The organism is Mycoplasma sp. 327 (genome assembly GCF_053851655.1).
In genome coordinates, this window is sequence record NZ_JBSQBA010000003.1 from 36103 (window position 1) to 59472 (window position 23370).

17 protein-coding genes and 2 tRNA genes are annotated in these 23370 nt (G+C 28.2%); 9 read left to right on the forward strand and 10 right to left on the reverse strand.

Annotated elements, in window-relative coordinates:
- Nucleotides 1-29: 29 nt before the first annotated feature.
- Complete coding sequence (gene argS / locus ACWXVS_RS01090) at nucleotides 30-1655, forward strand: arginine--tRNA ligase (protein ID WP_455994633.1); 1626 nt, start codon at nucleotides 30-32, stop codon at nucleotides 1653-1655.
- An 84-nt stretch (nucleotides 1656-1739) separates the two neighbouring features.
- On the opposite strand, the gene ACWXVS_RS01095 is transcribed toward argS, so the two are convergent.
- From ACWXVS_RS01095 to rpoE, 4 genes are all read right to left on the reverse strand, one after another.
- Nucleotides 1740-1833 (reverse strand) — tRNA-Ser (locus ACWXVS_RS01095).
- A gap of 81 nt (nucleotides 1834-1914) precedes the next feature.
- Entirely contained in the window at nucleotides 1915-3261 is a 1347-nt protein-coding gene (locus ACWXVS_RS01100) for a thermonuclease family protein (RefSeq protein WP_455994635.1), read from the reverse strand.
- Entirely contained in the window at nucleotides 3261-4181 is a 921-nt protein-coding gene (locus tag ACWXVS_RS01105) for a class II fructose-bisphosphate aldolase (protein WP_455994637.1), read from the reverse strand. The genes ACWXVS_RS01100 and ACWXVS_RS01105 overlap by 1 nt, the downstream gene beginning before the upstream one ends.
- On the reverse strand, nucleotides 4135-4404 hold the full coding sequence (gene rpoE / locus ACWXVS_RS01110; protein ID WP_438340627.1) for a DNA-directed RNA polymerase subunit delta: 270 nt from the start codon (nucleotides 4402-4404) through the stop codon (nucleotides 4135-4137). Before rpoE ends, ACWXVS_RS01105 begins: the two co-directional genes overlap by 47 nt.
- A 336-nt stretch (nucleotides 4405-4740) precedes the next feature.
- Here rpoE and arcA point away from each other — a divergent pair, with 336 nt between their 5' ends.
- Complete coding sequence (arcA, locus tag ACWXVS_RS01115; RefSeq protein WP_455994639.1) at nucleotides 4741-5973, forward strand: arginine deiminase; 1233 nt, start codon at nucleotides 4741-4743, stop codon at nucleotides 5971-5973.
- A 70-nt stretch (nucleotides 5974-6043) separates the two neighbouring features.
- Here arcA and ACWXVS_RS01120 read toward each other — a convergent pair whose 3' ends face one another.
- Complete coding sequence (locus ACWXVS_RS01120) at nucleotides 6044-9961, reverse strand: MAG2960 family serine endopeptidase lipoprotein (RefSeq protein ID WP_455994641.1); 3918 nt, start codon at nucleotides 9959-9961, stop codon at nucleotides 6044-6046.
- A gap of 447 nt (nucleotides 9962-10408) precedes the next feature.
- Here ACWXVS_RS01120 and rpsB point away from each other — a divergent pair, with 447 nt between their 5' ends.
- Both rpsB and tsf read left to right on the forward strand, forming a co-directional pair.
- Nucleotides 10409-11296 (forward strand): 30S ribosomal protein S2, encoded by an 888-nt coding sequence (gene rpsB, locus ACWXVS_RS01125; RefSeq protein WP_455994643.1) that lies wholly within the window; start codon nucleotides 10409-10411, stop codon nucleotides 11294-11296.
- Between the two features lie 29 nt (nucleotides 11297-11325).
- Nucleotides 11326-12204 (forward strand): translation elongation factor Ts, encoded by an 879-nt coding sequence (gene tsf / locus ACWXVS_RS01130; RefSeq protein WP_444705000.1) that lies wholly within the window; start codon nucleotides 11326-11328, stop codon nucleotides 12202-12204.
- A gap of 432 nt (nucleotides 12205-12636) precedes the next feature.
- Here tsf and ACWXVS_RS01135 read toward each other — a convergent pair whose 3' ends face one another.
- Nucleotides 12637-13149: a dUTP diphosphatase gene (locus ACWXVS_RS01135; RefSeq protein ID WP_455994645.1), complete on the reverse strand. Its 513-nt coding sequence runs from the start codon at nucleotides 13147-13149 to the stop codon at nucleotides 12637-12639.
- Nucleotides 13150-13274: 125 nt separating this feature from the next.
- Between ACWXVS_RS01135 and ACWXVS_RS01140 the strand changes: the two genes are divergently transcribed.
- The 5 genes from ACWXVS_RS01140 to ACWXVS_RS01160 all read left to right on the forward strand — a co-directional run bounded on the left by ACWXVS_RS01140 (nucleotide 13275) and on the right by ACWXVS_RS01160 (nucleotide 19587).
- A tRNA-Leu gene (locus ACWXVS_RS01140) sits at nucleotides 13275-13359 on the forward strand.
- 112 nt (nucleotides 13360-13471) lie between these two features.
- On the forward strand, nucleotides 13472-14308 hold the full coding sequence (locus tag ACWXVS_RS01145) for a hypothetical protein (protein WP_438340638.1): 837 nt from the start codon (nucleotides 13472-13474) through the stop codon (nucleotides 14306-14308).
- Between the two features lie 193 nt (nucleotides 14309-14501).
- Nucleotides 14502-15680 carry an acetate/propionate family kinase gene (locus ACWXVS_RS01150; protein ID WP_455993915.1) on the forward strand — a complete coding sequence of 393 codons (1179 nt, stop codon included), beginning with the start codon at nucleotides 14502-14504 and terminating at the stop codon, nucleotides 15678-15680.
- A gap of 150 nt (nucleotides 15681-15830) precedes the next feature.
- The gene (locus ACWXVS_RS01155) at nucleotides 15831-17699 is read left to right on the forward strand and encodes an ABC transporter ATP-binding protein (protein ID WP_455994668.1); all 1869 of its coding nucleotides are present in this window, start codon (nucleotides 15831-15833) and stop codon (nucleotides 17697-17699) included.
- Nucleotides 17692-19587, forward strand: coding sequence for an ABC transporter ATP-binding protein (locus ACWXVS_RS01160; protein ID WP_455994647.1), 1896 nt, complete (start codon nucleotides 17692-17694; stop codon nucleotides 19585-19587). The genes ACWXVS_RS01155 and ACWXVS_RS01160 overlap by 8 nt, the downstream gene beginning before the upstream one ends.
- 122 nt (nucleotides 19588-19709) lie before the next feature.
- Here the strand turns inward: ACWXVS_RS01160 and ACWXVS_RS01165 are convergent, their stop codons facing one another.
- The 4 genes from ACWXVS_RS01165 to ACWXVS_RS01180 all read right to left on the reverse strand — a co-directional run bounded on the left by ACWXVS_RS01165 (nucleotide 19710) and on the right by ACWXVS_RS01180 (nucleotide 23369).
- Complete coding sequence (locus ACWXVS_RS01165; protein ID WP_455994649.1) at nucleotides 19710-20426, reverse strand: pseudouridine synthase; 717 nt, start codon at nucleotides 20424-20426, stop codon at nucleotides 19710-19712.
- Nucleotides 20426-21733 carry a M20/M25/M40 family metallo-hydrolase gene (locus ACWXVS_RS01170; protein WP_455994651.1) on the reverse strand — a complete coding sequence of 436 codons (1308 nt, stop codon included), beginning with the start codon at nucleotides 21731-21733 and terminating at the stop codon, nucleotides 20426-20428. Before ACWXVS_RS01170 ends, ACWXVS_RS01165 begins: the two co-directional genes overlap by 1 nt.
- A 21-nt stretch (nucleotides 21734-21754) precedes the next feature.
- A complete protein-coding gene (locus ACWXVS_RS01175) occupies nucleotides 21755-23044 on the reverse strand; it encodes an endonuclease (protein ID WP_455994653.1) in 1290 nt (429 codons plus the stop codon).
- A gap of 202 nt (nucleotides 23045-23246) precedes the next feature.
- Entirely contained in the window at nucleotides 23247-23369 is a 123-nt protein-coding gene (locus tag ACWXVS_RS01180) for a hypothetical protein (protein ID WP_455994655.1), read from the reverse strand.
- Nucleotide 23370 lies beyond the last annotated feature (1 nt).

Sequence of the window (23370 nt, forward strand, 5' to 3'; positions counted from 1 at the left end):
TTATTATATAATAATAAATTATGGAAATTATGGAATCGGCAAAAGAAATTATTATATGTTCAATTAAAGAAGCATTGAACAAATTAAAGATAAATAAACCTGTAGTATTAACGGAGGCTAAAAACTACGGAGATTATTCTACCAATATTGCACTAACATTGCAAAAAGAATTAGGCAAAAAGGCAATTGAAATTGCCCAAGAGATTGTTAAAAATATTGATTTAAATAAATTTAGTCAAATTAGTGAAATTAAAATAGCAGAGCCTGGATTTATTAATTTTTGAGTATCTAATTCAGTTTTTGCAGATACAGTTAATTTAATCAATAAACTTGGAAAAAATTTTGGAAGTCTTTCTAAGGAAGGAAAAGGAAAGATTAATGTAGAATTTGTATCTGCAAACCCTACTGGCTATCTACATATTGGTCATGCTAGAAATGCCGCAATTGGGGCTACACTATGCAACATTTTAGAAAAAGCCGGACACCAAGTTATTAGGGAATATTTGGTAAATGATTATGGTAACCAAATGAATAAATTAGCAGTATCAATTTATTCAAGATATCAACAAATATTTAATCCTTCATATGAACTACCAGAAGATGCTTATCGCGGTGGTGATGTTATAGAATTTGCACAAGCATTTTATGAAATGTATAACGAAGAATATAAGGGTGTAGAATATACACCTGAAATCGAATTATTATTTAGAGATTTTGGTAGAACATTTGCTCTAAAAAATATTGAAGAAGATCTAAAGAAATTTGGTGTGTGATTTGATATATATACTTCAGAAAAAGCGCAATATGAAAATGATTTGGTTTGACCTGCTATAAGAAGATTAAAAACAACCTACGTAAAAGATGGGGCAACATGATTAAAAACCACAAGTGGTGGTAAAGATGATAAGGATAGAGTTATTATTAAAAGAAACGGTGATTCAACCTATCTTTGTGCAGATATTGCTTATCATGAACAAAAATTTAGACAACTTGAAGACTCAGAAAAAGGAATTATTATTGATGTTTGAGGAGCAGATCACTCTGGTTATGTTGAACGTGTCAAGTTTGCGTTTGAAGATCTAGGATACCGTAGAGATCAATTAGAAATTATCTTATTCCAACTAATAAGAGTTATGAAAGACGGCAAAGAAATTAAAATGTCTAAACGTCTGGGAACGTCTTTAACATTAAGAGAATTAATGAATGAAGTTGGCAAGGATGCAATTAGATTTTTCTTGATTGAAAGATCATACAATTCAAAAATTGATTTTGATATTAAAAAAGTTACAAGTACAGATGAATCCAATTCGATGTATATTATTAAATATGCCCATGCTCGTTGTGCTCAATTATTGCAAAAATTTAATTATGTTAACCCTATAGCAACCAATCTAACTGATGAATTTTCACAAAAATTAGTAGCTCAATTGAAGGAATACCCAGACTTAATTAGTACAATGGCTAAAACATACAAGGTTAATTTATTGCCACCATATTTACTAAAATTGGCTAGAGCATTTAATTCATTTTATTCAAATGTTAAGGTTATTGGATCTCAAAACGAGGAAAGCTATGTGGCTTTAGTTAAAGCTATTAAAATAGTTTTATTTGATGCGATGAAGTTAATGGATTTAGAAACTCCTGAAAAAATGTAGCTTTTGTTCTAAAATATAATTAGTTAACACCACTTGATTGGTGTTTTTTATTGCTTCTAGAGGCCAAAAAAAATAAATAAAAAATGGCGGGTAAGAGAGGATTTGAACCTCCGCGGGTGCTTTATACACCCCTACAGTCTTAGCAGGACCGCCTCTTCGACCACTTGAGTACTTACCCATACCTATTTTAAGCATTGTTAATTATATACTAATATAAGTTAATTTATGTGAAATAATAAGGAAGACAAGTAAATATTTATTATTTTATTCTTTTTGGAGGATAAATTTCCTTAATATTATCTGACCATATTCCTAATTTTTGGTTTCTTGCTTCTTTTTCATTATTCTTTAATCAAAAATAAAAGTTTTCATTTTTTGTGTAATATTTGCTTCTTTTATCAAGAGAAATATAAGAAACTTTGCTAAAGCCGTTTTTTATGAGTTCTTTATTGATGCAAATTATTGAACCGTCGTTTTTATAAACTAAAATTATTGCGACAATTCGACCATAAGCATCAAAGAATTTCTTATTTTCATCCTTATTTTGGTCACTAATTGTTGTTTGGGGAATTACTCAAATTTTTTTTGCTTCAAGAAGATTTCTTGTTGTAAAGTTTTTTGCAATCTTACCATATTTAAATTGTAACCCAACTGTTGGTTCAAATTTTTGCCCTACTTTTTTCCATGTTTCTGGTGTATCGATACCAGAAAACCTGAATCTAAAAGTTTTATTATTTTTTATGTTTTTTAATTCAGCAGTATCACCATCATTTATCTTAAAAGCAGATACTTCGGTGGCATTGTTTTCTCTAAAATCATTAGATAGAAGGTATTCTTTGTTATTAACATAAATAGATTTACTAGTTAGGTATATTTCTTTGTCTCTGCTATCTTCTGCACTTATATCTTTTTTATCTTGGCTATTCTCGTTGCTATCTATTTTGGAATCGTTATTAAAAATTTCATCAAGGTCACCATTATTTATTTTATTATCATTAATTTGGAAATCTTTAAATAAGAATTTTAATAACGATATTTCTTGTTCGCTTCATTGTGAAAGTTTTTTTGTATAAGTTTTTCTTATTTTTTTAGCTAAAATAATGAATTTTTTAATTATTGAGTCAAAGACTTCTGTATCAATAACCTTCTTAAAGGAAAGCAAAGATCTAATTTTTAAAAACGTTGTAGTTATTTGGCTGTTTTCTTTCTTATTTAATAGGCTATGCTTATTGAAGATAGAAATTCAAATTTCATTTATTACTTTTAATTTATTCGCTAATTTATCAATATTTATTGGTAATGCTTGATTATTTATTGGAAATTTTTTTATGTCTTCTAGAATAATTATTAGTTGCTTTAAAAAGGTTTGGTCTTTTTTTCTTGAATAGCTTTTTGAATCCTCGTTTGTAATGTCTGCAATTTCATTACATAACTTTAAATCTATGACATTTTTACTAATTGTATTTTTATATTCGGTTATTTTTCTTAATAGTTTCTGTGTATCATTATTTTTTTCTATTGTGCATTGAACTAGCATATAGCTAGCTATCGGAAGGCTAGGAGCTATTAGACTTGATAATAAAAATCTTTTTATATTTTTTTTCATTAGTATTTGGTTAATATCTCCAATGCTTTATTGTAAATAGCCATATTACTATTTTTATAAAGTTTTCTCGGATTATAGTTTTTGTTTTCCATTATATTATTGTTTTTAAGAAAGTGTTCAAGTGCCTTTGCATTCTCTATTTGTAACTCAGTATTTATATTAATTTTTGCAATGCCATTTTGAATGCATTTTTTGATATCTGCATCACTAATTCCCGAACCGCCATGTAAGACAAGCGGCATTTGAAGAGCTTGATTTAGTTGATTTAGTAATTCGAAGTTTATACCTTTTCAATTTTTTGGATATTCCCCATGAATATTGCCAATACCAATAGCAAGCATATCAATACCCACATTTTTAAACTCAATCGCTTCTTCAATTTTTGTATATACAACGTCACTGACGATACCATCCTCCGTTCCTCCTATTCTTCCAATTTCACACTCAAGTGAAATATTTTTTTTCTGGCATATTTTATAAAGTTTTTTTGTTATATTGAGATTTTCAAGAAATGGTAATTTACTTCCGTCAAACATTATAGATGAAAAATTTGCATCGATTGCTTTAATACAATCGTTATATGTTCCGTGATCTAAATGAAGACAAACGGGAATTGTTATTTTTAAATCCTGTATTAAAGAATTTACGACACTATAGCAAACATTGTAACCGCCAAAATATTCAGCAGCAGATGAACTCACCCCCAAAATAATCGGTTTATTTGCATTGTTAGCAGCAAGCAAAACTTGCTTAGTTCATTCTAAATTGTTAATATTAATATGGAACACAACATCTTTGTTTTTATATGCTTTTTTTAATAATTCTTTTGCATTAACTATCATAAACAAAATAAAAAAACCAAACAAAATAAGTTTAGTTTTTATAGTCAGGTCTAATTGTTGTTCATGTTCCATCGGCATTGTGAAAGAATCTTCCATCTACAGTTAGTAAACGGTATAATTCCCCGCGTTTTTTTAGTAAAATTTCTTCATCAGTACTAGTATCAATACTTTCACTTCTTCATCTTTCTAATAGAATTTTTTGTATTGAATTAAATAAATTATAGAAATCTAAATTTTGTTTTTCATTTAGAATTTCTTCAGTAATATCAAGTAATGTTTTATATTCTTTTTCTTCTGTCATATAACCTCTTTATTTACAATAAGTATATATTTTACCTTGTATTAAATATATTATAATTATAAATACTTATTATTTAAATTTATTAGGAATTTTAAAAATATGAAATGTTAAAAAAACTCTATTTTTTCAACTAATAATAAGGTCTAAAAACTTAAAAATTCCGGCATTGTCAAGTCTCAAATCTCTTATTTTATTTTATTATTTTTTATTTTTTAGTTTAAATTAGTATAAAAACCCAAAAAATAAAAGTGTAGTATAATTAATATTGTATAAATAGAGCATTTATTTGCACTTTTTTATACGCTAAATAACATCACTTATTTGAAAGGGAAACAAATGTCTGTATTTGACAGTAAATTTAAAGGAATTCACGTTTATTCAGAAATCGGAGAATTAGAATCGGTTTTAGTTCACGAACCAGGGCGTGAAATTGACTACATTACACCAGCTAGACTAGATGAATTATTATTCTCAGCTATCTTAGAAAGTCATGATGCAAGAAAAGAACACAAACAATTTGTATCAGAATTAAAATCTAACGACATCAATGTTGTTGAACTAACTGACCTAGTTGCAGAAACATATGATTTAGCATCACAAGAAGCTAAAGACAAATTAATTGAAGAATTTTTAGAAGACTCAGAACCTGTTCTTTCAGAAGAACACAAAATGGTTGTAAGAAACTTCTTAAAATCAAAAATGTCATCAAGAGAATTAGTTGAAATTATGATGGCTGGAATCACCAAGTATGATTTAGGTATTGAAGCAGATCACGAATTAATCGTTGACCCAATGCCAAACCTATACTTTACCCGTGACCCATTTGCATCAGTTGGTAATGGTGTAACAATTCACTACATGCGTTACAAAGTTAGACAACGTGAAACATTATTCTCAAGGTTTGTATTTTCAAATCACCCTAAACTTGTAAACACACCATGATACTACGACCCATCTCTAAAATTATCAATCGAAGGTGGAGACGTATTCATCTACAACAACGAAACCTTAGTAGTTGGTGTTTCAGAAAGAACCGATTTACAAACAATAACCTTGTTAGCTAAGAATATTGTTGCTAATAAAGAATGTGAATTCAAACGTATTGTTGCAATCAATGTTCCTAAATGAACAAACTTGATGCACTTAGACACATGACTAACAATGTTGGACAAGGATAAATTCCTATACTCGCCTATTGCTAATGATGTATTTAAATTCTGAGACTATGATTTAGTAAATGGTGGAGAAGAACCACAACCAATGGAAAATGGTTTACCACTAGAACAATTATTAGAATCAATTATTAACAAAAAACCTATCTTAATTCCAATTGCTGGTGAAGGTGCTTCACAAATGGAAATTGAAAGAGAAACTCACTTTGATGGTACAAACTATCTAGCAATTAGACCAGGTGTTGTTATTGGTTATTCACGTAACGAAAAGACAAACGCTGCCTTAGAAGCTGCTGGAATCAAGGTTCTTCCATTCCATGGTAACCAATTATCATTAGGTATGGGTAATGCACGTTGCATGTCAATGCCTTTATCACGTAAAGATGTTATGTGATAGTAACTATCTAAAATTATTGAATTTTATATATTAAAAATCCTCAGCAATAAGCTGGGGATATTTTTTTGATTTAAATTTTAGGGTTTAGCTTAATAGTTTTAAGCTTATCTACTTCAAGTTTTGTTATGAAATCATGCTTTATATCACCTGAAAATTCTTTTGGATCATATTCACTTTCGCCTCTAAACAAGATAATTTGGTTACCCCTGTTTTCAGAATTGTCACTTTCGACAATATGAATAAAATTAATTCCAATTAAATTAAATCTTGAATCTATTACCATCGAACCGCTTGAACCGCTATCAAGTGATTCGTTCTTTTCATTGTCAAGATATAGTGTTGTCATCTGTTGGAGAATATTTTTAGGCATTCCGTGTTCAGATGCTTTTCCAAATGGTTTTTCATAGTCCATTCATTTATTGTCTATACTATTTCAATCTTTGTTTTCTTTTTCGTTATATCTTACCCATAAGCTATTAAAGTTATCTTTGTTATTTTTATCATTATCAACAACACGGTTTTTTGTTTCAATATAGCCACCTTGTGATCTGGCAGCATTTAATTTAATTGTTCCATTGACATCTGGAAAACCGAGCACAAAATGAGTTTGGATAGGGCTCTCGTGATTCTTTTGCTTATTTGTTTCATTACCAAAACCAATATATCAATCCTTTTCGGCTGGTGTATCTAAAATTTCATATAGGGTAGGAAATAGATCTCTTATATTATTTTTAGTGAATCTTAGTTTAAGAATTGCAAAATCAGCTCCGCCATTTTTAACTGTCCCAAGGCGGTTATTGACATCTGTGAGTTCATCAAAGAAATTTGTGACAGCCCGATTTGCTCTTAATCCTTTCGAGCTAAATCTTGGAGTGTAGTATATCCAATCTAAATACTGACTTTTTGTATCAGTACCCTGATGTGTGTCTAGCGGTTTTTTAAAGTATTTTTGATAATCATTAATAATTTCACTATTATCCGCAGTTTCATAGTTATGCTTATTGAAATTAAAATTAGAGTCTAGTCTTCCAACAAAGTTATTAATATTTTTTTTATCTGTATTTTTGTTGTACACAATACTTTTGTCAAAGATATGAGTTAATGATGCAACGTGGGCATTGGTTGCAACTAAAAATTCATATTCTTCGCCACCATTTTTATTGGTTGTTATTTTATTATCAATTCTATCTACAATTCATGCTGTCCCAGAAGTACTTGTATAGCGTTGCGAAGGACTTCCACCAAAGGGTGGCCGTACTGTATAAATACCTTTATAATTTAGTGAGAATGACCTATCATAGATGTATTGATAAAAATCATCATTTTTTCTTAGTAATGAATTGCTTGTGTTAAGTGTTAGATGTCTAAATTGTGCAGATTTAGTTTTAAATAATAATGTTATTTCGCCACTTAAATCATTATGTTTAGCTTTTATTTCTTCAATTTCTTGATTAAAGTCTATCATTTTTTTGATTGTATCTAATTCGATATAATAAAGAAACTGACTTAGATTAGATGGAAGATAGCCAAAAGGGTTATTTCTTATAATTCCCTTAATTTTATTAGCAATATTCTCATCTTGTTTAATTTCGATAGAGTTGTTTGGTATGGTATCAAAAGTGTCAAGGAACAAAGCTTTCATCATATGTTCTTTATTGTACCCATTAAAGAATTGACGTCATTTTTGTTCATCATTATCACCATATTCTCCATATATACCCACTTCCTTAAGATAGTTTAAAAAACCAGGATCTAAGCGATTATTTGATAAATCTAAACCAGTGTTGTTATTCGCTGTTTTTAGATAGTTTTTAAATTCTTGAAGTATCTTTTTATAATAAGGTGTTTGGGTGACAATAGCATTGGCATCATTGAATTTTTGTGTAGATTTATTGAATATTAAATCAAATCCTAGACTGTGCTTTGGTGAATCGGTTTTAGAATTATTAGTTGTTGAGTTTATATCGGTATTAAGTTTTTGAAGCTCATGGTTTCTAATAATCTTCTTAAATTTTTGGCTTAGATTATATAACTGTGTTTTAAATTCTTTTAGGGCATCATTTAATTCATCGATGTTATTATTGTAATCTCTTTGGCGGTCGCGATATTTTATTAAGTTTGTATATGCTATTGCAAGCTTATGGCGTTCATCGACCAATTCAGGATCATTATCTGTTTTTTCAAAGAATTCATTTACTGTTGATATTTGTTTTTGAGCTTCGGCAAGTAATACTTGGCTATCATTTATTTTTTCATAGTTAGGAGCAGGTACATCTATGCCTGGTGATGGAGTTATATCTGGCACGTTTGGAGATGGTATTTGTGGTGCTTCATTTGAATTATTATTTTGCTTGCTTATTTCATTATCAATCTTTTGTGATAACTCGCCAAAAAGATCGCGATAATCATTATTTGTGAAAGAAATTTTTTCTAGTTCATTTTTTAGTTTTTCTTGTTTTTCAATGTCATGAATTGAAGATATATCATTATATAGTTTTGCTTTTGATTTATAAAAATCACTATTTTTTATATTTTTAGAAGTTTTAATTAGGGTTGATAATTTGTTTTTGATTGTTATTTCAATGTTAAGAGCATCTACATACGCAATTGCTTCTTGGTTATATTCATCAAAGATACTATTGGCATCATTGCTAATTTGTTCTAGCTCATCTTCAGTTATATTGCCTTTTTTAATTTCATTTTGGTATTCATTATATTTAGGTGATCCATCAAGCTTTTCTATGTTTTTAGCAGTTTTGTCTAAAATTTTTTGAATTTCATTATCTAACTTTTTAATGATGTTGTCAATTTCTTTTGCATTAATATTTTGTTGGTTTAGTTGGTCTGACAACTCTTTTTTTAATGGATTTTTACTAGAAAGTCTTGAAATTAATTCTAATATTTTTTGCACATCCGGTTTCATTTGATGAGCAAGAATTTTTGCTTTAATATCTAATATTTTTTCTTCATTATCAGCACTACTTAATTCGGTTTTTAATTCCTTTTTTAAATTATCATCTTGAAAGGAATCAAGCAATATTTCTACATCGGATTTTAGTTTATTTAAGTAACTATTAACTTGATTTTTAATATCATTAAAATCGTCGACGTTTGCGTCTTTATTACTAAATTTTTGTTTTAATTCTTTGTATTTTTGCTTTGTTTTAGAAAGTTTATTAAGCAAAATTAACACTTCTTGTTTTAGAGTTGCTTTGTTTATTTCTAAATCTAGCAATTTTGAAACTTCTTCGATATTTTTGTTCGTAGCTAATTTAGCTTTATTTGTTAGTTCTTCTTTATCATTGTTTGAAATATCAGATGCATTAATTTTTTCGATTAGGGCATTTATTTTATTTTTTAATAGTTGATCTTCAGTACTTATTTTTGATAGGAAATCAATAATATTTTTTTTAATTAGGTTTATTTCTTCTAGTGTTTTAGCTTCACTTATTTGGATGATAAATTTTTCTTTTTTATCCTTACTTAAATCTTTTATCAAGGCATTTAGTTCTATTTTAGCTAATTCCAAACTTTTTGTTTTTTCTTGCAATATTAATTGTCTGTTAGTTTCTTCTAAAATATTTTTTAGGTTTGCAGCATTATTGTTATTTTGAAAACGATTGAGAAGATTGTTTTTTATTTCGTTGTTTTTTAATTGATTAATTTTTGATAAAACAAATGCTCTATCCTCTTCTATCTGCTTTTTTATGTTTTTTAAAATAATTTGTAGAGTAGCATAATTTTTAGGCGAATATTGTCTAAATTTAGGATCATTAATTTGTTTTAAAAAATCTCTTTTGCTATCCTCATTCACTATGTTTGCAACTAAATTTTTAGCAGCCGTGATTAAGTCTTGTGTTTCTTGCTGCTGTTTGTTGTTTTTTAAAAAAGTAGCATATCCTATTCCCACAGCAGTCCCTATAATACCTAGCATTGAAACAGTGGAAATACTTGCTATTAAAATCTTCTTCTTTTTGCTTTTTTGCATAAAAAACCTCAATATTAAATTTTTATCTTGTGTAAAAGTGTTTTTATTATACCTAATTTTTACTTCTATTAAGCTAAAAAAGAAATGTATTTTTATACAAAAAAATTTTGAATTATCATAACAAAACTCCTTATTGTTGATTAAATTTAGATTTAAATTTCTATTTTTTTATATTTGTCAATCCTTTGGTATGTACTGAATCATTCACATAATTAATCCACCATATAAATTTCAGTCTTCTAACTTATTATTTTTTTACTAAAATTGTGTTAAAATTTGAAAGTACTTTTTATAAAAGTATCGATAGATTATGAAAAAACAAAATTAATTTATCAAACACTATTGTGAATTCAATCGCATGTGCCTTTTTTGGTGTTGATTGTTAGAAACAATAGGGAGAAAAAACAAACTTATTTTTATTTATATCTTAAAAAGGAGATTAAAAAAATGACAACAGAACAAAAACAAGTTGAACAAAAGCAAGTTGAACAAAAAACTGCAGTATCTAGCGAACCCGTTATTGTTTCAAGAGAAAAATTATTAGAAGCAGGAACATATTTTGGTCATAGAGTAAGCCGTTGAAATCCAAAGATGAAACAATACATTTATGGAAAAAGATCAGGTATACATATTATCGATATTGCTAAAACTCAAAAAACTTTAGAATATGCATACAAACTATTAAATAAAATGGCTCAAAAACCAATCTCATTTATTTGAGTTGGTACTAAAAAACAAGCTAAATCTGCTATTGAAGCAGCAGCAGCAAGAACTAATTCAGTTTATGTTACTGAACGTTGATTGGGCGGAACTTTAACAAATTCGCAAACAATTTTTAAGAGCGTTAAGGAACTTGACAGATTAGAAGCTTTGCAAAAAAATGGATATCAAGGATATACTAAAAAAGAAGGTCTTCTAAATGATAAGAAGATTGCTAAGTTGCAAAAGAACCTTGGTGGTATTAGAAAACTAGCTAACAAGGCGCAGATGCCACAAGTTATGATTGTTGCTTCACCTGTTGAAGATGAAATTGCTATTAGAGAAGCAAAGAGAAAAGGTTTAAAAGTTTTTGCAATTCATGATACAAATTCAAATCCAGATTTAGTAGATTTTGTTATTCCAGCAAACGATGACTCGGCAAAATCATTAACTTTAATTATTACAATTTTAGCTGATGCTATCGCTTCTGCTAGAGGTGGTTCTCAATTATTTGCTTATAAAACTAATGAGGAAATTGTTTTACCAGAAGATCCTAGAACAAGCGAAATGAGAGAAATGAGAGAAAGAAGATTTAATAAACCAGTAGAATCTTCGAAAACACCTGAGGAAAAATAAATTATCTCAAAGTATAAGAAAGGGTATATATGTCAATCGATTTAAATAAAATTAAAGAATTAAGAGAAAGAACGAATTTAGGATTTTTAGATGTTAAAAAAGCGCTTGAGGCTAATGACAATGATGTTGAAAAATCAATCGACTGATTACAAGAAAGAGGAATTTTAAAGGCTGCTAAAAAAGCTGGAAGAATCGCAGCCGAAGGTATCGTTAGAGCTGTTGTTAAAGATAACGTTGCAGTTATATTTGAACTTAATTCTGAAACAGATTTTGTTTCTAAAAATGAATTATTTATTGAATTAGCAAATAAAATCGGTGAATCATTGTTGGTAAATGATTTTACCAGTGATGAAGAATTACAGGCAATTAAAATTGATGGTGTTTCAATCGAGGATCAAACCAGTTTATTAACAGCAAAAATTGGTGAAAAAATAACATTAAGAAGAGCGCTAAAATATGTTGCTAAGGAAGGCGAAATTGTGGCCGGCTATACTCATGCTAATAATAGAGTGGCAACGATTATTATGGGTAAGGGTATGAATGCTGAAGCATTAAGAAATGTATCGATGCATATCGCTGCACTTAACCCATCTTATTTAACAGAACAATGTTTGTGTCCAGTTGAGTTAAAAGGTATTCATGATATGTTGGATGCATCACCTGCTCTAGCAAATAAGCCCGAAAAGATTCAACAATCTATTAAGGAAGGTTTACTAAGAAAACAATTAAACGAAAAAGGTGTTTTATTATATCAACCCTTCGTAATGGAAGATACTAAAACTGTTGGACAGTATCTAAATGATTCTCACTTGACTTTAGTTAGTGCTAAAAGATATGAGGTCGGGGAAGGAATAGAAAAGAAAACAGTTGACTTTGCCGCAGAAGTTGCCGAACAAATGGCTAAATAATAATTAAGATTAACTACCAAATTATGTGGTAGTTTTTTTATGCTAATTTAAAACTAGAAAGACAATCTATGATCAATTCTTTGAGTTCTTTTATAAACTTAGGTTTATTATCTTTAGATAAACACATTTTGGAGAACTTTAACACCTTATTTTTTATCTTTAGCATTACGCTTGAGAACTAATTAATTAAATACAGAAGTTAAAGAACTTTTTTGTTGCATGTCTAAGTTAGCTTAATATAATTTAGCCTAAATTTTAGGAATATTTAAATATTGTTTTTGTGATTCAAAAATAAATGAATTAATTAAGTTAGAATCATTTTATAAATTTATATTTAGGTTAACAATGTGATGTAATTTGAGTATTTTTTGTAAAAAAAATATGGCTAGTTATGTAAAACTAACTATATTTTTTAATTGTCACTTTCCTTTATTAATATCTATTTTTGATTCTTTGATAATTCTTTTTATTTTTAGCAAGATATGAATTAACAATATCCTCTTCTTGAATATCAACCAATAAGCCTAAACCTAAATAAGCCTCATATGCCTTTAAGACCTTATTTTTGTCTTTGGTATTTAAAAGTTCGGTAAAAAGTTTGTATGTATATGCCAATTGAAGTGTAAAATTTTTGTGCTTAATGTAGGGGTTGATAATTGGACTTATACCTTTTGGATATGCAATACTAGTTATAAAATGAATTCCATCAGCAAACTCCTCTAGCATCTTTTCGCGATCTATAACTTTATTTTTTTTTCAATATTTGAAGGCCTTAACTTCGTTGGCAAATTCTCCCAATTCAACTAATAGAGCAATAACAATTTTTGTATCAAAAAAACGAAAATCCTTTTTTGAAATGGTTTCAGAAAAAGCCTTATCCAGGTCAATTTGCAACATAAAAATTTCTTTTAAATCCATAGTAATAATTATTATATTACCAATCATAAAAATAAAAACTTTTTATTTGTCAATTAGTTAATTTTACATTTTAAAATTAAAAAGAAATAATTATGATTTTTTATTTTTAACATTATTTTAAAAATATAATTTATAATTATTAATGCTTTTATGCTCCAGTGGCGGAATGGCAGACGCAGTTGACTCAAAATCAACCGGTTAAGAGCCGTGCTGGTTCAAGTCCAGTCTGGAGCACCATATAAATAATTTACCTTTCACAAATGTAGATACAGAATACTTATAATATAAATATAAGTATTTTTTTATTATAATTTATCTTAATAAATAATAAAATACCAAAGGTGGTTTAATGAATAACAGAAAACAAGAATTAAGAAAGTTAAAACGGCTTGATTTACATTCAAGTTGATATTCGATATTAACCATTGCTGTCATTATCATTGTATGAGCCTTAATTATTTATATGGTTACCATATTCGAAAATAAATATTCAAGTGATAGCACTTTTAAAATATTTAACGATATTACTGTCAGCATTATTGCTGGTTTAATTTCGGGAATATTATCAATATTGCTAGCTTTTATTTTTCTTGATTTAATTAAAAGAGCTAAGATAAAGGATTATTATTCATATTACTGTTATCTAAAGTCGATGGCTAATAAATCAAAATTTGTTTTTTTAAAGGACCCTAGAATTCCCTTTGCCTTGTATTCCAAGAAAGAACAAGAATTGACTAAAAATGATATTATTTTGATTACCGCTGAAATATTGGGATATTCACATGAATCGCCTCATTTTAAGAACTTGGAAAAAGAAATAGAAACAGACTTTGCTATGCATTCATTTATGACTCCTGACTTTATAAAGCAAAAAAAGATTGCAATTTTGAGAATACTTATGTTTGATATTTTGATTCCATTGGCTATAATGAGTATTTTGATTGCTTCTGTTATTATCTTTTATAATAGACATCATGAAGAAAAAAACATCCCATTATCAGCAATATCAAGAATGCTAATTATAATTATTTCTAATGTTTTTTCGCTAGCTATTTCGACAACTATATATGAATTTTATATTTTAAAACAAGTCAAAAATTATCAAACCTTTAATGATTTTTATCTGCTATCGTTTAATAATTTTGGGTATAAATTCTTAAATTCATCGATTGTTAGAAATTATTAAATAATCATATATTTTACAAATTGTTATTAAAAAAAGTTTAACTAGCTTTTCAGTTAGTTAAACTTTTTTAAGCTTCTGAAATCTATACTTAAAATCTTTAAAAAAATAATTAGAGCTAAATAATTATAAATAATATAGTTTTATATCTAGTCTTTATAATATAATTTAAAAAACATATTTAGGAGTATATTTTATGAAAAAAATATTAGTTATAAATGCAGGATCTAGTTCTATTAAATGAACATTGTTTAATGAGAAATTGGTTGTTGAGGCTAAGGGAATTGCTCAACGCATTAAGTTGAAACAAGGTATTCTTACATTGAAATATAAGGAAATTAATAAAGATTTTGAAATACCTCTTCCTACGTTTTTAGAAGCTGTCAAACAATTGGTAAAACAGTGAAAAGAATTCAATATCATAAAGGATTTTAATGATATTGAAAAAGTAGCATTTCGTATTGTGAATGGTGGTCCAAAATTGCAAAAAACAACCCTTATCGATGAAGAGAAAATCGAAATTTTAAAGCAATCAATAGATTTGGCACCAGTTCACAACCCTGGCGCAATTGAAGCAATTGAAGCATTCAAAACTTTATTACCTTCTGCAAAAATGTCAATGCATTTTGATACTACATTTCATCAAACCATGCCTAGGATCTCGTATTCATATCCTATAAATAAGGATTTAGCAAAGGAATTAAATATTAGAAAGTATGGATTTCATGGATTAAATCACAATTATATTACTTTAAAGTGCCAAGAAATTTTAAATAAAAAAGACGTTAACATAGTTAGTTTACATATCGGAAATGGTGCAAGTTTATGTGCTGTGCAAAATAGTCAGTCAATTGATACGAGTATGGGTTTTACACCACTTGCTGGTATTATGATGGGTACTAGATCGGGAGATTTTGATCCATCGATTATTCCATTCATTCTAAAGCACAAGGATATTAGTGTTGAAGAACTATTTAAATTATTCAATGAGCAGTCTGGTATGTTGGGCGTTTCTGGTATTTCATCTGATCTAAGGGATATTCAAAAGGCCAAGGTAACTAATTCAGATGCGCAATTTGCTCTTGATTTATATACTCAAAGAATTGCTGATTATTTAATTACCTATTTAAATAGAATTACAGAAAAAGTTGATGCTATAGTATTTACTGCAGGCGTTGGTGAAAATGACGACTATATAAGAAGTGAAGTTATAAATAAAATAAATATTGTTAATCTTTCACTAGATAATAAGAAGAATCAATGCCGAGAATTTAGTGATTATAAGATTATTTCTGATGCATCAAGCGCTATTCCTATTTATGTAATTCGTGCCGAGGAAGAACAATTCATTGCAAATGAAGCAATAAATTTATAGTTTGATTTAAAGTAGCCTTATAAAGCTACTTTTTTTCTAGGTATTGCAATGATTTTGAAACAATAAGCAATCATGATTAATTAATATATAATTAATAAAGATATTAAATTTTAATTAAAGGAGTTAATGTTGCTTCGATTATTTAGATACATGGACCATAAGTATAAAATTTTATCAATTATAACCATTTTGCTAACATTACTTCAAGTTATCTGTTTTTTATTTGTGCCGATTTTCATTGGAAATTTATCCAATTTAATCGCACAAAATTCATTTTTACAATTGCATAAAGACCAAACAAGTATATTAGATTATTCTAAAATCAATATTCTTAGATTGTTTACAATTGAAGGAACACTCTCTTATTCTATAAAGTGGTTTACCTCATATTTTGCTCTTGTGTTATTAATTGGAACAATAGTAACCTTATTAGGGTCTATGCTTGCTTCATATATTTCGACAGGTGCTGCAAAACATATTCGAAAGTCGTTATGACAGCATTTAACAATTCTTTCGGAAAAAGATATTGAGTTTTTTAGTCATTCAAAAATTTTAACAAGATTTACTATCGATATATCTAGGATACAAATTGGAATTTCCTCTGGTTTAAGATTAAGCATTATCGGCCCTTGCAATTTAATTTTTGGGTTAGTTTTTGCTTTGCTAACTGATCTGAATCTTTCAATTACATTAGGTGCTTTTGTTCCTGCATTATTTGTTATTATGGCAATAGCAGGAATGTCTTCTATGAGATTATTTCCAAAGGAACAAAAAGCATATGATGAAATTAATAATGAAGCAAGAGAAAGTATTTTAGGTGTAAGAGTTATTAAATCATATAATCTTGAAAATGTTCAATTAGATAAGTTTCAAAATAGTAATAAAAACTGGTCGCACGTAGCTAAAAAATCTTGAATTATTTATCATATTACTTTTTCATTTATTAATTTGTTTGCAAATATTGTGACTTCATGTATATTATTAGCCACTGGCTTTATTATTAGATCAAGAATTAATCAAGGTTCTTATGGTGTGATAACTGATCTGAAAGTTTTTAAGGATTTTAGCGATGTATTATCCTTATATAAAACAAAGATATCTAATGCTACAACATTTATAAATTATGTAATGTTTATTACTATTGGGGTAGTTATGTCTTCATTTGCAGTCTTTTTAATTTCTCGTGGAAATGTTTCATCAAAAAGAGTTATTGAAATCTTAAAAAAAGAAGCAGATATAGATTTTATAAAATCTAATAAAGTTATTACTAAAGGTGAAATTGAATTAAAAAATGTTTCATTTAAGTATCATGAAGAATCCGAAAATTTTGTTATAAAAGATATTAATTTAAAAATAAATCCAGGTGAAAAAATTGGAATAATAGGGCCGACCGGATCAGGCAAGACAACGCTTGCTAGATTACTTAGCCATGAATTTAAAACTATCCACGGAAGCATTAGCATTGATGGCAATGATATTAATGAAATTGATACAACTTCTTTGCGAAAAAATATTTCATTTGTTTATCAAAAACCAATTTTGCTTTCCGGAACTATTAAGTCTAATTTATTAATGGCAAATAACAAAGCTACACAAGAAGATTTAGAATATTTTGCAAAATTAGCATTTGCTTATGATTTTATAAATGCATACAATGATGGATTTGAGCATGAGGTTCTTAAAAATGGATCAAATTTGTCAGGAGGACAAAAACAGAGAATTTCAATAGCTCAAGGCCTTTTAAAGCAACCAAAGATTTTGATATTAGATGATGCAACATCTGCTCTTGATACTAAAACTGAGAAAATGGTTAAGGATAATATTGATATGCATTTTTCTTCAAGAAAAATTGTGACTATTATTATTACACAAAAAATATCATCAATTATTGATGCTGACCGAATACTGGTAATGGAAAATGGTTTGATAAGCGATATCGGGACACATAAAGAGTTATTAAAAACTTCAAAGCTATACCTAGAAATAGCAAAAACGCAGTTAGGAGGTTTAGATGTATAATTTGGATCCTCTTAAGGTGGATGATAAGCAACAAAGTTTAACAAAAACCCAAAAAAAGAATATTCAAAAGCAAAGAAGAAAAATAAAAAGAGACGCTTTCAAAAGATTAATTTGGTATTTGAATTATAGAAAAGGGAATCTTTTTTGGATAATTGTCTTTTCAGTTTTTTCGGCCTTATGTTTAACTACCGGTACTTTCTTTTTAGGATATTTTATTGATAATTTTTTATCTGCTTCATTTCTTGTTGGCGAAATAAAATCTTTAGTACCAGAATATGTTGATAATTTTAATATTTCAAGCTTTGTGTGACATTTTGTTTTACTTATATTAATATTTGTTTTTCAGCAAATTTTTTCGTTAATTTCAAATGTTTTATCAGTTAGAGCCTCAATTTTGTCATGTTTAATTATGCGAGAAGATGCTTATAAGGCAATTATGAAAATGCCTGTTTCATTTTTTGACTCAGTTAAGACTGGCGAATTAATGTCTATACTAACTAGTGATATTGATAATATAAATAATGGTATGACTGGAAGCCTTAATACTATTATTATAACTTTTACAACAATTATTTCATCCTTTGGATTTATGTTTTACTATTCTGCTTATTTAACTCTAATTACTCTATTTTTAATGCCTTTAATGCTTTGTTTTGTTTTTATTGTTTTAAAGAAGGCTAATCCACAATTTAGAAAGCAACAATCACGTGTTGCTTCATTAAATGGGTTCATTGAAGAAAATCTTGCTGCACATCATTTAATTAGATCACTTGATTTTACTAAACAAATTGAAGACGAATTTATTATTAAAAATAATAAATTATATAGTTCATCTCTTAAGGCTAATCTGTATATTGGTTTAATGTGACCTCTTGGCAATGCCGTTATTAATATATTGCAATTAATTATCGTTGTAATTGCTTCTGCATTTACGGTTGCAAATATTGGTACAGGCTCTAATTCTAATTTTACGCCCGGGGTTATTATTACATTTGTTTTATACATAAGAGTTATGGCTAATAGTATTGTTCGTGTTTTTGAGAATCTTTCGTCTATTCAAATGGCGCTAGTTTCAGCAGTTAGAGTAATGAATTTGGCTACATTCAAACCACTTGTTGATGAAACCAAATTGAGGTCAATTAATTATACAAAAGGAAATGTTTCATTTATGAATGTTGATTTTTCCTATACAAATGATGTTAATAATCTTCAATTAAAAAATGCTTCATTTATGGCAAAAAAAGGCCAAGTATTTGCTATTGTTGGCCCTACTGGTGCTGGTAAAACTACGATTATAAATCTTTTAAGTAAGTTTTATTTACCGCTATCTGGTAACATTGAAATTGATGGAAATAATTCACGCGATATTAACGAACGAAGTTGAAGACAACAAATATCGATTGTTTTGCAAGATACATTTTTATTTAAAACCACAATTATGCAAAATCTTCGTTATGCTAATCCAAATGCTACTGATGATGAAATAAAGGAAGCTGCAAAAATTTCGCACGCAGATGAGTTTATAATGCGATTAGGAAATGGATATGAAGAAATTATTGAAGAAGGTGGCGCCAATTTATCGCAAGGTGAAAGACAATTAATTGCTATAACACGAGCAATCATTGCTAATCGAAATATTTTAATTCTTGATGAGGCAACTTCTAATATTGATACGAGAACCGAAAAAATAATTCAAAAAGCAATGATGAAATTAATGAAGGGAAAAACTTCGTTTATTATTGCTCATAGACTTTCGACTATTTTGAGCGCAGATAAAATTTTGGTTGTTAATAATGGCGAAATTGTTGAATCTGGTACCCATAAGGAATTATTAGCTAAAAAAGGTTTATATGAAAAAATGTATAATTCATCATTCAGGGAAGACTAGCACCTATTTGTTTGCTAACTAATAAAGCCATTTTTCATGGAGCTAAATTAAAAAATCTGGTTTAAATCCAGATTTTTTGTTAAAGCAATAATCTTTGTTATATCTTTTGAAAAAACCTAATTTTACTTTTTAAAAGTTTTACAATTCTCTAAAATTTTGCTAATTTCATCTTGACATATTTCTCTGATTTCGCCCAGATTCAAATTATTATCTAATTTTAGTGTGCCTATTGATATTCTTTTTAGGTAGGTTATTTTATAACCAAAAAAATTTAGCATTTCCTTAACTTGATGAAATTTACCTTCATAAATAGTTATATAGGCAGATTTAGAGTCTATAAAGATAAACTCATATCTTTCTACATGATAATTATTTGCAATGATAATTGGTTTGGGATAGTGATTTTTTATTTTGTCATCAAAAGGTTTATTAGTCTGAAAATAATATGTTTTAGGTATTTCGAATTTTGAGTTCATAATTTGGTGGCCTAAAAAACCATCATTACTTATTATTAATAATCCCTCTGTGTCTTTGTCAAGTCTACCATATGAAAAAAATTTATTGGGATCAAGGTCGATAATTTCGAAAATTGTTTTACTTTTTTTATCAAAATTTGCCGTTATGTATCCTGATGGTTTGTTGAAAACAAAATATTGTTTTTCTTTATATTCAACTAGCTTACCATCAATCATAATTGTATCATTATTAATATCAACACAAATTGGCTTAAGGATTGATTTATTATTTATTAGAACCCTTTTAGCTTTTATTATTTTTTTGCATTCATTTCTTGAAATGTTAAGATATCAAGAAATGATTTTTTCTATTCTTATTTTCATTATATTTCATCTTGTATTCTATTTAGAGCATTAATGTAAATTTCGAGCGATTTTTTTATTTCTTTGAATGTGAAGCATTCGTTTGGTCCATGCATTAAATGCATATATTTTGTTGAACCAAAAGCTACGCAATTATTAACTATACGTGCGTAGGTCCCTCCGCCAATTGCTAATGGTAGCTCTTTGGTATTCATTGCTTCATTATATGTTTGCATTAGTAATTTTATTAATTTGCTTTCCGGTGACATAAACATAGAATTTTTAGTTCCAACTACTTCAAAATGTACATCCGAAAAATTGCATGAAAGGTATTTTTTTATAGAATTTGTAACCTCTTCAACAGAATGGGTTGCTGGGACTCGCAAATCAAAAGTTATGATATGTTTGTCAGAGGTTGTTTTGATAATACCAAGATTAGCACTAAGGCTACCCGAGAAATCATCATAGTCTGGAAAAATATTTTTTAATCTAAAATCACGAGTTTCTAAATTTTCACTAATAAATTTTATTAGATTATATCTTAATAATTGGGGATGTTTTTCTTTTAGTTCTAGGATTGATTTGATAATAGCATTATCACCTTTTTCTGGCGTTGAACCATGGCCACCCTTCCCTAATACACTGTGTAGCTTTCCGCTGTATATATATTCAGTTTTGTCTGGTATTTGATTTACAACATTTCCGGCATTTATTTCAAGATTATCAATTTTATTAAAAATAAAACTAACTTGATATATAAGTTTTTCGGCAAAAATAAGTGGCCATTCTCCGTCAGGAGTATATGAAACATATGGATGGCCGAAGTCTGCAAGATAAAATTTCATTGATTTCATAGTTGTCTCTTCGGAAATCCCAAAGATAATTCGAATAGACCATTCATCATTGACTAGACCATTGTCTTTGAGATATTTCATTGCATACATGTTAATGATTGCAGGACCCTTGTCATCAAGACTACCTCTACAAATTATTTCATTATCAGTGATTACTGGAACAAAGGCGCTAGTTTTTCATTGCTTTTCATCGCCAGCAGGAACAACATCCAAGTGAGCTAAAATACCTAGAATTTTTGCCCCATTACCAATTTGTGCATATCCATATCGATTGTGTGGATCTTTATATGTTTCAAAGCCAAAAGAATCAGCTAATTTTAGGGCATAGTTTAAAGCATTATCAGCGTTTATACCAAATGGATATTTTCCTTCTTGCTCTATACTGATGGAAGGGATTTCACATAAGCTTGCAATGTTTTTGATCATTTTATCAAACACTTCTTTTTCTTGCTTAAATTGAATATATTTTTTCATTTTAAATCCTCAAAAATAAGATTAATTTTTAACTAATTTTATAGCAATCCCTTTGTTTTGAAAGACGTAATTATCGTCATGTTCAAAATAGACCTTTATTAATTCAGGATAGTCAGTAAATGGGTTACGATTTCTTTGATGTTTATAAACACCATTGTTTCTATCGATATCAAATTGTGAAATTCCATCTAATTTATTTCATTTTAAATAAGTTTCTAAATATTTTTGTTTTATTTGATTTATGCCATTTTCTTCAAAAAATACTCTTTGTGCGGAGTGGTTGTTTGTAATATTTTTGTCTCTATAAGTTAACACAAAATAGAAGAAGACTCTTGCTATATCACCTTTAAATTCATCTATTACTTCAAAAACCTGCTCTCCATCTTCTTTTCCAATTCCTAACTTTGAACCATTGCTTGAAACTATTTTACCATTTTGAGTTTCTCCATATGGTAAATTACCATGGATAGCATTGACTTTTTTATCTGACGGTCAAACATGGTGAGCATCATTTCTCATTGGCCCTTGTTTTGCAAATCAGGATTGTGCAATGATATGTTCACGATTCATACCTTGCCCCTCTTTATTTCCAATGTCACGATATTTGCCAAATTCAAAGTTGTATTTGTCTTTTCCCCCAATTATTTCCGTATATAGATCTAAAACTGTGCCATCTTTTTCATAATACTTATCAACAAATGCATCAACATAAGTATTGTGCAACTTTGCATAAGCAGCTCTACCGACACCTGTTTTATCTCGGTTTTGTAGTTGAATCATAAAAAGTTTGTCTCTTAATTCTTGTCCACTTAACCCATTTAGTGATTCATAAAATTTATTCGAGTTATCATATTGGATGTGAAATCCATTATTTGTGGTTGGGGCAGCGCCATTTCTTGCCAAGGTGTTATTATCTTGTTCTTGTTGTCTATTATCTTTCTCTTTCTTATCGGGAGTAATAGGATTATTCTCGCTTCCTGTTTCTGATTTCTTATCATTTGGATTTGGTGAAGGACTTATTTCCCTTAGAGTTTCATTATTTAATATTTCAATTTCCTTAATTAATGAATCAAAGTTTTTAGAGTTTTCCTTGCTTTCTATAATCTCTAGCTTGTTTCATAGTTTATTTAATTTTTCATTATCTTTTATTTTAAGGATGTTTTTTAGAAGTTCTTCTTTTTTATTTAGATATTTTTTTTCATTTTCAGAAGTTTGTGTTTGCGTTGAACATGAGGATAAAATCAAAAATGTTGTTGGTAACGTTAGCGTTGTTAAATAAATCATTATGTTTTTTGAATAAGTTTTTTTCATATTAATAATTTCCTTAGAATAAATTGGTTAACATTTTAATTATAATACTATTTAATTTTTAGCGTTTTTATAATACTCTAATATGTCTTAAAAGAAGGTTAATACTTACGACATAGAAGCTGTGTTATTTTATATTAATAGCAATCTTCTTAAAATTAAAAAAACACACCACAGTGTGCTTAAAAGGTTACAAAATATATTATTATTGTGATTTTGTTTCAGCTTTTCTTGCTTCTCTTCTTAGGTCGCGGGCTCTTTCTTTAGCTAATTTGTGAGCTCTTTTTTCAGCTTTAACCTTATTTGCTAATCTAACGTCTTTTCTCATC